11 protein-coding genes are annotated in these 11,865 nt (G+C 71.1%); 2 read left to right on the top strand and 9 right to left on the bottom strand.

What is annotated here, in order from left to right:
* The 5 genes from ftsZ to VGD44_RS20985 form a co-directional block, all read right to left on the bottom strand.
* The coding region (gene ftsZ, locus VGD44_RS21005; RefSeq protein WP_331090334.1) for a cell division protein FtsZ at window positions 1–698 on the bottom strand (698 nt) is incomplete at its 3' end.
* Between the two features lie 229 nt (window positions 699–927).
* Window positions 928–1,251 (bottom strand): hypothetical protein, encoded by a 324-nt coding sequence (locus VGD44_RS21000; protein WP_331090333.1) that lies wholly within the window; start codon window positions 1,249–1,251, stop codon window positions 928–930.
* On the bottom strand, window positions 1,251–2,801 hold the full coding sequence (locus tag VGD44_RS20995) for a GMC family oxidoreductase (RefSeq protein WP_331090332.1): 1,551 nt from the start codon (window positions 2,799–2,801) through the stop codon (window positions 1,251–1,253). Before VGD44_RS20995 ends, VGD44_RS21000 begins: the two co-directional genes overlap by 1 nt.
* 24 nt (window positions 2,802–2,825) lie before the next feature.
* Window positions 2,826–4,337 (bottom strand): M56 family metallopeptidase, encoded by a 1,512-nt coding sequence (locus VGD44_RS20990; protein ID WP_331090331.1) that lies wholly within the window; start codon window positions 4,335–4,337, stop codon window positions 2,826–2,828.
* The gene (locus VGD44_RS20985; protein ID WP_331090330.1) at window positions 4,327–4,698 is read right to left on the bottom strand and encodes a BlaI/MecI/CopY family transcriptional regulator; all 372 of its coding nucleotides are present in this window, start codon (window positions 4,696–4,698) and stop codon (window positions 4,327–4,329) included. Before VGD44_RS20985 ends, VGD44_RS20990 begins: the two co-directional genes overlap by 11 nt.
* Before the next feature lie 163 nt (window positions 4,699–4,861).
* Here VGD44_RS20985 and VGD44_RS20980 point away from each other — a divergent pair, with 163 nt between their 5' ends.
* Window positions 4,862–6,367, top strand: coding sequence for a phosphoesterase (locus VGD44_RS20980; protein ID WP_331090329.1), 1,506 nt, complete (start codon window positions 4,862–4,864; stop codon window positions 6,365–6,367).
* Between the two features lie 281 nt (window positions 6,368–6,648).
* Here the strand turns inward: VGD44_RS20980 and ftsA are convergent, their stop codons facing one another.
* From ftsA to VGD44_RS20960, 4 genes are read right to left on the bottom strand one after another with little or no spacing between them, the layout of a single operon-like run.
* Window positions 6,649–8,013 (bottom strand): cell division protein FtsA, encoded by a 1,365-nt coding sequence (gene ftsA, locus VGD44_RS20975; RefSeq protein WP_414694703.1) that lies wholly within the window; start codon window positions 8,011–8,013, stop codon window positions 6,649–6,651.
* Between the two features lie 22 nt (window positions 8,014–8,035).
* On the bottom strand, window positions 8,036–8,938 hold the full coding sequence (locus VGD44_RS20970; protein WP_414694702.1) for a cell division protein FtsQ/DivIB: 903 nt from the start codon (window positions 8,936–8,938) through the stop codon (window positions 8,036–8,038).
* Window positions 8,874–9,812, bottom strand: coding sequence for a D-alanine--D-alanine ligase (locus VGD44_RS20965; RefSeq protein ID WP_414694704.1), 939 nt, complete (start codon window positions 9,810–9,812; stop codon window positions 8,874–8,876). The genes VGD44_RS20970 and VGD44_RS20965 overlap by 65 nt, the downstream gene beginning before the upstream one ends.
* Before the next feature lie 35 nt (window positions 9,813–9,847).
* Window positions 9,848–11,221: a M20/M25/M40 family metallo-hydrolase gene (locus VGD44_RS20960; protein ID WP_331090325.1), complete on the bottom strand. Its 1,374-nt coding sequence runs from the start codon at window positions 11,219–11,221 to the stop codon at window positions 9,848–9,850.
* A gap of 110 nt (window positions 11,222–11,331) precedes the next feature.
* Between VGD44_RS20960 and VGD44_RS20955 the strand changes: the two genes are divergently transcribed.
* Window positions 11,332–11,757, top strand: a complete 426-nt coding sequence (locus tag VGD44_RS20955) for a PaaI family thioesterase (RefSeq protein WP_331090324.1) — start codon at window positions 11,332–11,334, stop codon at window positions 11,755–11,757.
* Window positions 11,758–11,865: the final 108 nt, after the last annotated feature.

The raw sequence follows: 11,865 nt of genomic DNA, 5'->3' as shown, positions 1-11,865 counted from the left end.
TCGCCGGTGCCCATCATCGCCTTGCCCATCTCGGTCATCACCGTGCGGACGTCGGCGAAGTCGAGGTTGATCAGGCCCGGCAGCACCATCAGGTCGGTGATCGAGCGCACGCCCGAGTGCAGGACCTGGTCGGCCATGCCGAAGGCCTCGGCGAAGGTCGTCCGCTCGTTGGCGACGCGGAACAGGTTCTGGTTCGGGATGACGATCAGCGTGTCGACGTAGCGCTGCAGCTCGGTGATCCCGGCGTCGGCCAGGCGCATCCGGTGGCGGCCCTCGAAGTGGAAGGGCTTGGTCACCACGCCCACCGTCAGGATGCCGCGCTCACGCGCGCACTTGGCGATGATCGGCGCAGCCCCGGTGCCCGTGCCGCCGCCCATGCCGGCGGTGATGAAGACCATGTGGGCGCCGTCGAGGTGCTCGCCGATCTCCGGGATGCTCTCCTCGGCTGCGCTCATGCCGACCTCGGGATGGGCGCCGGCGCCCAGGCCCTGCGTGACCTGCACGCCCAGCTGGATGCGGCGCTCGGTCTTGGCGAACTGGAGCTGCTGGGCGTCGGTGTTGCCGACGACGAACTCGACCCCCTCCAGGCCGGCCTCGATCATGTTGTTGACCGCGTTGCCGCCTGCCCCGCCGATGCCGAATACAACGATCCTGGGCTTGAGTTCAGTAGCGCGCGGCGCGGAGAGCGAGATGGCCATGGGACGTCCTGTCCTTCCCCAATTTGCAGTCTGCGCGTCCGACACCCCGTCGCCCGACGCACCCTGAGTAACGATGCGTTAAGTACGCGCCGACACCCTTAATCGAGTGTTAACCGCATACTCTGAGTCGGAACTTGAGCGAGCTTTGCCGAACAGGTTTTTCGGACTTTCCCCCAAGAGAAGGCCGTCCGAATCAACAGTAACGCTGGGAAAGGTTGGTCCCGGAAGCTCAGGCTGGGGTCAAGGCCGCCAGCGCGAAGAGGCGGCCTTCGGTGTCGGAGAGCCGCCATCCCCTGTGGATGAACAACCGTCCGTCCCGGAAATCGCCGGCGGCGCGGGCCCGCAGTCTGGCGGCGGCCGCGTCGTTCCAGCCGTCGGGCAGGAGGTCGGCCTTGAGCCGGACGGGGTCGAAGCGCTGGCCCGGATGGGCGTCCAGATAGGCCCGGCCCACGCGCTTGGCGCCCTCGGGATCGATCTGCGGCAGGGCCGCGGCCGGTGTGGCGGCCCCGGCGGTGAGGCCCGCGAGCGCGAGCAGTATGGTGCGGCGATCCATCAGGCGGCCCTCTTCATCTCGGTCTTCAGGTGGTCGGACAGGCGCATGGTCATGGCCAGCAGCGTGAGCGTCGGATTGCCAATGCCCGAGGTCGGGAAGACGGAGCTTCCCGCCACGTAGAGGTTCGACACGCCGTGGACGCGCGAGCTGGCGTCCACCACGCCCTTCGCCGGGTCGCGATGCATCCTGGTCGCGCCCATGTGGTGGCGGGACGTGGACTTGGACGCGATGGCCACGAACTGCGAGCGGTCCGCCGGGAAGATCACCCGTCCCAGCCCCGCCTCGCCCATCGCCTGGGAGAAGGCGGTGATCGTGCTCTCCAGGCTCTTCCAGTCGGCCTCGGTCCAGACGTAGTCGAGCTTCACCCGCGGCATGCCCAGGGCGTCCGACGTCGAGCCCAGGGTGATGCGGCTGTCGGGGTTGGGCATGTGTTCGGTCATGAAGAAGCAGCCGGTGTCGACCGCCTTCCCGTCGCCGGGCGCCAGCGCCTCCGTCACCTGGCGCAGGGCGGCCAACTCGCGATCTTCTCCAACCAGCGCCGGGAACGGCACGAGCGTGATGGTGCCGTTCCCGGCCCGGCGCTCGCGCTGACTGGCCAGGGTCGGCGCGAAGACGCAGTGGCTCTTCACCTTCATGCCGTCGGTATAGAGTTCCAGGGTGTTGCCGGTGCGGCCGAAGTAGACGCCCGAGGCCCGGCCCTTCGTCCGCTCGTCCACCGAGAAGACGCTGTGGCCCTGGAAGTTGCGACCCACCAGGTCGGCGCCGTTGCCCACCCCCGCCTTCGCCACGCTGTTCGACGCCAGCAGCAGGCGGGCGTTCTCGATGCCGCCCGTGGCCAGGACGTAGAGCCGTCCTCGCGCCTTGTGGCGCTTGCCGTTCAGGCAGGCGAGGTCCAGCCGCTCGAGGCTTCGGCCGTCGCTCTTCAGCTTCAGTTCGGTGACGTTGACGTTCAGATAGACCGTCACGTTGGCCGCCTCGGCCGGCGCGGCGCACCAGCCGTCGAAGGCCGCACGGTCGGCCCCGCCCGAGTACTTCGTGAAGTGCCGCGCCGCCGAGAAGAAGCGCTTGCGCCCGTCGATCACCACCGCCGGCTTGCCGTCGAGCTGCAGATCCGTCTCGCCGGGCGGGAAATGCGGCAGGTCCAGCAAGTCGCTCGCCCGGTCGTAGTAGGGCTGCATCTGCGCCCGCGTGATCGGCCAGCCCGAACCCGGGACCCAGCTCCGCTCGGCGAAGTCGGCCGGGTCGAGGGCGACGCACTTGCCGCCCCAGACGTTGCCCGAGCCGCCCAGCATCCGCCGCCGCGACTGGTGCACATAGTCGCTGAACGGCGCCTCGGCCCCGCCGGGACCGCGCATGGTCCCCTCGCCGCGGTAGAGCTCCTGCGTCGCGGGGTCGAAGGTCTTGCCGCCGCTTTCCAGCACGGCCACCGAGCGTCCGCCGCCGGCCCATTCCCGGGCCAGGGCGAGGCCCGCCAGGCCGCCGCCGATGACGATGAGATCGGCCACGATTTCGCTGTCGCCCGGGAGCTCCCGGGCGTCGATGAAGGGCATCTTCGCCTCCTTAGGGTCTGGAGATCAGCGGCGTGCGCCGCGGCTTCGCAGGATTTCGGCGATGGCGGGGTTGGCCGCCATCGAGAGCGGCGAGCGCATCTCGCCGGGTCGATTGCCGGACGGGACGGTCAGGTTCGGGTCGGCCCCGCGGTCGAGCAGGTAGCGGACCAGGTCGACCTTCCCGCCCCGCGCCGCGTTGATCAGCGGCGTCTCGTCGTGGAAGACGAAGGCGTTCACATCGGCGCCGCGCTCGACCAGCAACCTGGCCATCTCGAGCCGCCCGTGGGCCGCTGCCGTGATCAGCGGATTGCCGTCGCCGGGCGCGGCCTTGTTCACGTCGGCGCCGTTCTCCAGCAGGATCCGCGCCGTCGCCACGTCGCCCAGCCGGGCGGCCTGCACCAGCGGCGTGCCGTCGCCGGGCGCCAGGGCGTTCACATCGGCCCCGGCCTTCACCAGCCCACGGATCGCGTCCGGATAGCCCTCGCCGATCGCCTCGACGAGTTGCACGCCGAGTTGCCGGGGGCTGTACCGGCCCTTTAGGTCCGCTTCGACGCCCGGCGCATACGCCAAAGGCGTGATCGCGCGTGGCGGCGGGGACGCCGTCTCGATCCGCACCGGCTGGGCCGCCCAGGCGGCCACGCCGGCGCCGAGGCTGAGCCCGGCGACCGCCGCGAGACCCGCGGCGCGGCGTGCAGCGGTGGGCGTCGGCGCCTTCAAGAGGGCGATGCGGCGCTTCATCGGATGCGCCGAGCGGCCCGGCCAGTAGCAGGCGAGCGGGCCGGCCATGGGCGCGAGCTGGGTCTTCAGCATGGCCTCGGCATAGGTGCGACGCGCCGCCGGGAACCGGCCGATAACCTCGGCGTCGCAGGCCAGTTCCTGGTCCAGGCGGACGTAGTGCGCGGCCACGTGCGCCAGCGGATTGAACCAGCAGAGGCAGCGGGCGACGGCGACGACGGCGTTCACCAGCGCATCGCCGCGGCGGTAGTGCACCTCCTCGTGCGCCAACACCACGCGGCGCTCCTCGGGCGCGAAGCGATCCTCGAAGTCGGCCGGCACGATGATCCGCGGGAAGATCGCGCCGACCACGGCGGGCCCGACACCGGCCGCCTCCGCCCGATAGCGCCCGCCCTCGGGCGTCAGCGCGCCCAGCGAGCGGCGGAAGCGGGCCTGGCGGAACACCAGCACGGCCAGGCTGGCGGCGGCGCCGACCACCCAGAGGCCGAGCAGCCACGGCTCGGGATCGAACGCCGGCGCGGCCAGCACGTCGGGGACCATGGCTTCAGGCGCCGCGGGCGCCGCGGCCTGGGCCTGCTCCGCGATCGGCGCCCCCACCGTGGAGGAGCCCGCCTCCACCACGACGCGACGCCCCGGGATCAGGCTGGCCAGCACGGCCAGCGGGACCAGCGCCCAGAGCGCATAGGTCGTCCGCGCCCCGAAGCGCCGCGTCACGGCGGGTCGCAGCGCGAGCGCCACGAGGATCGCGGCCGCCGCCACGAGGTTGGCCCGCAGGATCAAGGTCAGCAGGTCACTCGTCATCGTCGTCGAGCTCCGCGATGAGGCGCTTCAGGTCGGCGATGTCCTGAGGCGTGAGTTTCTGGCGTTCCGAGAAGTGGCTGACCAGCGGCGCGAGTCGGCCGTCGAACAGCCGGTCGAGCAGCCCCTGGCTTTCGGTCTCCACATAGTCGTCGCGGGCCACCAGCGGCCGGTAGAGGTACCGCCGCCCGTCCTTCTCGGCCGACACCACGCCCTTGTTCAGCAGCCGGTTGAGCAGCGTCTTGAGCGTGGCCTCGGCCCAGCCCTGCGCCTCGCCCACCTCGGCGAAGATCTCTTCCGCCGCGAGCGGCGACCGCCGCCACAGCGCTTCCATGACCAGGCTCTCGGCCCCGCTGATCTTCATCGTCTACGCCCGTAATCGTTGATCGAACGGTTACGCCCGTAAACGTCCGCGTCAAGCGGGCGCCGGATGAAGCTTTCGCAATGTTGGCTAGAGGCCGAGTTGGTGGCGCGGGCGACGTTCCAGCTTGGCGGACGGCGGGCGAGGCCGCTACGAAGGGCCCCTCATGGCGTTCCCCCGTATCTCGTGCCTCGCCCTCGCCGCCGGCCTCCTGGCCGCGAGTTCCGCCCATGCCCACCCGGGGCACGGGCCGACCAAGCTTGTACCGGCCGGCAAGTCCAGTTCGGCCAAGGTCGACCCGGCGAAACGAACCTGGCTCGCCGGCGACCACCACGTGCACAGCTGGTACAGCGCCAACTGGAAGCCCTCGGCCGACGGCAAGTCGCCGCCCGAGCCGATCAAGGGGGGCGACTCTTCCAACTCGATCCCGATCAACGCGCGGATGGGCGCCAGGCACGGCCTCTCCTGGATGGTCGCCACCGACCACGGGGGGCCGAACCACTCGAAGTTCAACCGCGAGCAGGCCTATCCCGAGGTGGTGAAGACCCGCGGCGAGGTCCCCGGCGTCCTGCTCTTCTTCGGCATGGAGCTGGATACGCCCGCCGCCGAGCACTCCAGCATCATCGTGCCCCGCACCCCCGCCGAGCGCGACGTCCTGTTCGGCATCGAGAAGGGCTACAACCGCAACGAACCCTGGCCCGCCGACCCCGCCTGGAACACGGAGGCGCGGATGATCGAGGCCCTGAAGCACATGGGCGCCCTCGCCGACCCGCCCGTGGTGATCGCCAACCACCCGTCGCGCACGGCCCGCGGCGTCGGCGAATACGGCCTCGTCTCGCCGTCGGAACTGCGCAACTGGAACGACGCCGCCCCGAACGTGTCCGTCGGTATGGAAGGCGCGCCCGGGCACCAGGCCAACGGCATGAAGCCCGACGGCTCGGTCGAGCCCACCGGCTTTCGCGGCGTCTACGGCGGCCGCGCGCCCACCATGGGCGGCTTCGACCAGATGACCGCGCGCCTGGGCGGCTTCTGGGACTCCATGCTGGGCGAAGGCCGCCGCTGGTGGGTGACCGCCACCTCGGACTCGCACCGCCACTACACCGACGGCGGCAACGACTTCTGGCCGGGCGAATACTCCAAGACGTACGTGAAGGCCGCCCGCACCTACGCCGACGTGCTGGACGGGATCCGCTACGGCCGCGTGTTCGTGACCCTGGGCGACCTGGTCTCGGAGGTGGACGTTTCGGTCCAGTCGCCCGACGGCAAGCGGCGGGCCGACATCGGCGGCCGCATCAAGGTGGCCAAGGGCTCGGATGTGAGGGTGGTGATCCGCCTGCGCGACCCGGCCGGCAAGAACTTCGCCGGCCGCTCGCCCGAGGTGGTCCGCGTCGACCTGATCCGCAGCGAAATCGGCGCCCCTGTCGCCGACCGCACCACCGACAGCAACCCACGGGCCCGCGTCGAGAAGCGCTTCACGCCCCGCGACTGGACCCGCAAGGGCGAGCGCATCTCGATCGCCTACACGATCCGCAACGTCACCGAGCCCACCTACCTGCGCCTGCGCGGCACGAACCGCGCCGACGAACTTGAACCCGTCGCCGACACCGGCGGCGAGGACGCCTGGGCCGACCTCTGGTTCTACGCGAACCCGGTCTTCATCGACGTGGAGTGAGCTGCGGCGTCGGCTTCAAGCCTTCGACCACGCTGGGGGCCTGGGCACGCGGCGGCGACTCTCCGAAGTAACCGTCGCCGAGACGGCCGTCACCCGAACCTCTACCACTGCATCGAATGGTCCGAGGTACGCGATCAAGCTACGGGCCTGCTCTGCCGGGGTCATCGGTCTGCTGCAGGCGTCCACAGCACCAGGAACGACGGCGCATAGAGCAATGACGAACGGGGCGACGACGATCCGCATGAGCGGAGCTTAGCGCGAGGCCCTCGGAGCGGATACCCTTAGAGGTTGTCCCGCAACCACACCGCAGCCTTGGCTAGCGGGTTGGCGCGCGGGTCCAGGGGCTCGCGGCGCAGCTTGGCCGACGACAGCTGCTTGGTGGAGACCGCCTCGCGCGGGCCGAAGGCGGCGCGGTGCAGGATGCCGGCGGCGGCGGTGAAGGCCGGGCCCGAGGCGGCGTCGGCCAGGTGCGGCACGCGGCGCGGGCGGCCCAGGCGTACCGGACGGTCGAACACGCGCACGGCCACTTCGCGCACGCCGGCGAGCTGGCTCGCGCCGCCGGTCAGCACAAGGCCCGCGCCGGGCTCGATCGGCGCGCCGGCCGCCTTCAGCCGGTCGCGCAGCAGCTCCAGCGTCTCCTCGACGCGCGGCGCGATGATGCCCTTCAGCAGCGAGCGCGGCGCCACGACCGGGCCCGCGCCGGGGTCGTCGCCACGCGGCGGGGCTTCGATCATCTCGCGATCCTCGTTGGCCGAGGCGATGGCCGAGCCGTGCAGGGTCTTGATCCGCTCGGCGCCGGCGATCGAGGTCGAGAGGCCGCGGGCGATGTCCTGGGTCACGTGCTGGCCGCCGACAGGCACAGTCTCGACGTGCACCAGGCTGCCGCCCCGGAACACCGAGGCCGAGGTCGAGCCGCCGCCCATGTCGATGCAGACGGATCCGAGGTCGAGCTCGTCCTCTTCCAGCGCCGCCAGCGCCGAGACGAACGGCGCGGCCACTACGCCTTCCAGCTGCAGGTGCGCCCGCTCCACGCAGGCGCCCAGGGTCGCGAACACCGTCTCGGCAACCGAGACCACCAGCAGCTCGACGCCCAGGGTCTTGCCGAACATGGCGCGCGGATCGCGCACGCCGCCCTGGCCGTCGACGGCCCAGGCGATGGGCAGGATGTGGATGGCTCTACGGCCCGGTAGCTTGATCTGCGCGAGCGCATTCTGGATCGCGCGGACGAGGTCGTTGTCGCTGATCGGGCGGGCCCCGATGGACACCCGGCCCTGCACGCGGGACGACGCCAGCTGACCGCCGGCGGTGGCGATGGTCACGCCCTGGACGTTCACGCCGGCCACGTTCTCGGCCCGCTCGACCGCCTGGGCGATGGCCTCGGAGGCCTCGTCGAGGTTGACGATCGCGCCCCCGCGCACGCCGCGTGACTGGACGTAGCCCACGCCGCAGGTGGTCAGCGTGCGGTCGCCGCGGCGGACGCCGTCGGGCTTCATGATGAAGCAGGCCACCTTGGACGCGCCGAGGTCGACCGCGGCCACCAGCTTGGGCGGCGCCAGGGCGGCCTTGAGGCCGTCGCGCCCATCCTTCCTGGGTTCGGCCTTTTTGGCGGTCGGCTTGGCGTCCTTCGGGCGTTCGGCGGTCTTCAACATGCGGTCCGTTCGGTTCTCGTTACGCGCCTTCCGCCGGCGGCGGGGCGGGCGCGGTGGGGTCTTGCGGCGGGGCCGGCGCGCGCGGCCGCACGGCCACGACGTCGGGATTGCGGAGGTCGATGCGCTCGAAGCCCAGCTCGAGGATCCGCGAGCGCAGGTCCAGTTGCTCGAGCTGCATCAGCGCCTGCTCCTCCTCGACGGCGGGGAGCTGGATCAGGGCGCCGTCCTTCAGGCGCAGGTCCCAGCGGCGGTCGTCGACGCGGACCAGCGCCTCCATGCGCGCCATCAGCTTCGGGCGCTGGACCAGGACGGGCAGGATCTCGTTGGCGTGCTGTGCGCCGCCCGCGCCCACCACCAGCGGCAGGGTGGCGAAGCGCGCCGGGTTGGCCTCGCGGATCACCTGGCCCTGGTCGTCGATCACGACGCTCTTGCCGTTGTGCTGCCAGACCGCGAGCTGGCGGCGTTCCTTGACGGCGATCACCAGGGTGTCGGGCAGCAGGCGCACCACGCGGGCTTCCTTAACCCAACCCACGGCCTCGACGCGGGCGCGCAGCGCCTCCAGGTCCATGCCCAGCAGCGGGTCGTCCTTGTGGATCCCGGCGGCGCGGACGATGTCGGGCGTGGCCATCGCCGAAGCGCCCTGGACGTGCACCGTGGCCAGCCGGAAGCCCGCCTCGCCGAACTTGCCGTCGATCCCGTGGCCCACCGCGTCGGCGATCTGCTGGCCGCGTCCGCCGGTGGCGAGGGTCAGCGCCAGGGCGGCGGTGAGCACGCCCGCGGCGATCATCAGGATATGTTTGGGGGATGGACGCCGGGCGGCGTGCCCCTCCGCCTGGCCTGCGGGGCGCTTGGCCGGACTAGCGGGCGCCTTGGCCCGGGGTTTCGCCGTGACTCGCGATCCCCCCCGCACCGCCGCGGGCATAAGCGTCCTCCGTGATCCAAAGCACCAGCCGGTCGAAGTCCACCCCCCCGGCGGCGGCCTGCTCCGGAACGAGGGAGGTCGGCGTCATGCCCGGCTGGGTGTTCACCTCCAAGAGGACCAAAACATCGTTAATGTCGTCATAACGGAGGTCCGACCTGGTAACGCCTCGGCAACCGAGGGCCGCGTGCGCCATCTCGGAGAGTTTCTTCGCCTTCTCAATCGCATGTGGCGGGATCTTCGCAGGCACGATGTGCACCGAGCCCCCCTCGCCGTACTTGGCCTCGTAGTCGTAGAAGCCGGTTTTCGGCACGATTTCGGTAACGGTCATGGCCTTGCCGTCCATGACGCCCACGGCCAGCTCCTTGCCCTGGATGTAGGGCTCGACCATCACCTCCTCGCCGAAGGTCCAGGACGGCGCCACCACCTCCTGCGGCGGGCGATTCGCGCCGTCGAAGACGAGGAAGACGCCGACCGACGAGCCCTCGGCGTTCGGCTTCACCACATAGGGTGGCTTGATCACGTGGTCCTTGGCCACGTCGAAGCGGTTGTAGAGCCCGCCGCCCGGCACCTCGACGCCGGCCGCAGCCAGCACCGCCTTGGCCTTGGCCTTGTCCATGGCGAGCGCCGAGGCCAGCACGCCGCAGTGGGTATATGGCACGCCCAGGGTCTCCAGAACGCCCTGCACGCAGCCGTCCTCGCCCCACGCGCCGTGCAGCGCGTTGAAGCAGACGTCGGGCTTGAGCTTCGCCAGCACCTGGGCCAGGTCGCGCCCGGCATCCACCCGGCTCACCTTCGCGCCCAACCGCTCCAGGGCGTCGGCGCACTCGCGGCCCGAGACCAGGCTCACCTCGCGCTCCGAGGAAAGGCCACCCATCAGGACGGCGACGTGATGTCCGGAAAGGGGCTGGCTCACTTGGCCTCCGCAGCAGGCTTGGGACGGAAGTCCACGTCCGAGTTGGCGACCGTGTAGAGGAAGGCGGCCCACACCGCCACGTTCTGGGCCAGCTCCTTGGGGTCGATCTTGTCGAGCGTGTCGTCGGCCGAGTGGTGCAGGTCGAAGTAGCGGCTCATGTCCTGGCCGAAGTCGACGAACGGCACGCCGCCCAACATCAGGCCCGCGATGTCCGCCCCGCCGTTGGTCGGCGCGGCGCGGCTCACGGCCACGTTCAGCTTGGGTAGTGTCGCGCGGAACGCCGTCATGGCGGCGTGGTCGGCGCCGGCGCGGGGTAGGCTCACGGTCCAGATGCGCCCGGCCCCGCCGTCGCTCTCGCCGGCCATGATCATCTGGCCCATCTCGGCCTTGTGGGCCGCGGCGTAGGCCCCGGACGACCCGCCCTGCTCTTCCGAGCCCCACATCACCACGCGGATCGTGCGGCGGGGCTGGCCGGCCTGGGCGACCAGCTTGGCCGCCGCGGTGGTGATGCCGATGCCGGCGGCGGCGTCGACCGCGCCTGTGCCCGGATCCCAGCTGTCCAGGTGGCCGCCCACGACGATCACCTCATCCGGCTTCTCCTTGCCGCGGATTTCGCCCGAGATGTTCCAGGCGGGCGAGGCTGGGTTGGTCGACGAGGCCATCTGCAGCTTCACCGTCACCGGCTTGCCCCGGTCCGCGAGCCGCTCCAGCAGCTCAGCGTCGGGCGGCGAGAGCGCCGCGGCGGGGATCCCACCGGCCAGGCCGCCGCCGGTGTGCGGCAGCCGCGTGTCGTCGGTGGAAAGGGAGCGGATCAGATAGCCCACGGCGCCGCGCTTGGCGGCCTCCGCCGCGCCGGCCCAGCGCTGGGCGCCGACCGCGCCGTAGCTCGAGCCGTCCTGCGTGCGCCCCATGGCCTGGGTGACCACGGCGATCTTGCCGCTGAGCGAGCCCGGCGGCTGGTCCAGCATCGCTTGGTAGCTCTTGAACACGACGATCGGCGCGGTCAGCCCGCCCGCGGGCGTCGGCGACGAGTTCCCCAGGCCCAGGATCGCCAGCTTGTGCGGCACGGGCCCGACCACCTCCGCCGACTCCGCGCCCCGCGACCAGGTCGGCGTCGTGAAGGCCTCGACCTTGATGTTCTCGAAGCCCAGTTCCCTGAACTTCCCCACCGCCCAGTCGCGGGCGCGCTCCATGGCGGGCGAGCCGGTCATGCGAGCGCCGACCTCGCTCGTCAGGCTCTCGGTGATGTTCCAGGCCAGCGGGTCGGCGAGCGCCTTGTCGCGGATGTCGGCGGCGCCCTTCGTCAGGTCCTGGGCGAAGGCGGAAGACGCGGCGAGCACGCCGGCGGCGATCAGGGGGAGGATGCGCATGCCTGCCGGTCCCATCGCGGAGGATTCCCGTCAACCCCTGCAACGGCTCTCTGCTGCCGCCATGCTGTCAGCAGGTTGTCGGCAGGATGCGAGGGCAGAGAGGAGTTCCCATGCCCGTTCCGACCGCTCTCGATGGCCTGCCCCGCCCGCCCTGCGCCGAGCTTCTGGGCTGGGAGGTGGTGGAGGCCCGCCCGGCCGACGGGTGGATCCGCATCCGCTTCGAAGCGCGGCCTGAGTTCGTCAATCCGGCCGGCCACATCCAGGGTGGGTTCCTGGCGGCCATGCTGGACGACACCATGGGCCCGGCGATGTTCATCTACGCCGAGGGCCGGATGTTCACGCCCACCATCGAGCTGCATGTCAGCTACCTGGCGCCAGCGCGGCCCGGCCCGCTCTACGGCGAGGGCCAGGTGGTCCAGGCCGGCAAGAGCATCGCGTTCCTGGAGGGCCGGCTGATGGACCTCTCCGGGACCGTCGTGGCCAAGGCGACGGCCACCGCGCGGCTGGTTCCGTCCAACAAGGCGCTGGCGGCCTGATCCGTCTTCAAAGTGGCGGTGGACCGGCCTATGTGTCGGCCAGCCACACACGGAGAACCGCCATGGCCCTCAGCATCGGATCCACCGCGCCCGACTTCGAAGCCGAGA

This window comes from Phenylobacterium sp., from assembly GCF_036402295.1.
Taxonomy (GTDB): Bacteria; Pseudomonadota; Alphaproteobacteria; order Caulobacterales; family Caulobacteraceae; genus Phenylobacterium.
This window is presented reverse-complemented; position numbering and strand designations above follow the sequence as displayed.

Excerpts from the sequence above, each read along its gene's own strand:
- VGD44_RS21000 (WP_331090333.1), bottom strand. The coding sequence starts at position 1,251 with ATGGATCGCCGCACCATACTGCTCGCGCTCGCGGGCCTCACCGCCGGG.
- VGD44_RS20995 (WP_331090332.1), bottom strand. The coding sequence starts at position 2,801 with ATGCCCTTCATCGACGCCCGGGAGCTCCCGGGCGACAGCGAAATCGTG.
- VGD44_RS20990 (WP_331090331.1), bottom strand. The coding sequence starts at position 4,337 with ATGACGAGTGACCTGCTGACCTTGATCCTGCGGGCCAACCTCGTGGCG.
- VGD44_RS20985 (WP_331090330.1), bottom strand. The coding sequence starts at position 4,698 with ATGAAGATCAGCGGGGCCGAGAGCCTGGTCATGGAAGCGCTGTGGCGG.
- VGD44_RS20980 (WP_331090329.1), top strand. The coding sequence starts at position 4,862 with ATGGCGTTCCCCCGTATCTCGTGCCTCGCCCTCGCCGCCGGCCTCCTG.
- VGD44_RS20970 (WP_414694702.1), bottom strand. The coding sequence starts at position 8,938 with ATGCCCGCGGCGGTGCGGGGGGGATCGCGAGTCACGGCGAAACCCCGG.
- VGD44_RS20965 (WP_414694704.1), bottom strand. The coding sequence starts at position 9,812 with ATGGGTGGCCTTTCCTCGGAGCGCGAGGTGAGCCTGGTCTCGGGCCGC.
- VGD44_RS20960 (WP_331090325.1), bottom strand. The coding sequence starts at position 11,221 with ATGCGCATCCTCCCCCTGATCGCCGCCGGCGTGCTCGCCGCGTCTTCC.
- VGD44_RS20955 (WP_331090324.1), top strand. The coding sequence starts at position 11,332 with ATGCCCGTTCCGACCGCTCTCGATGGCCTGCCCCGCCCGCCCTGCGCC.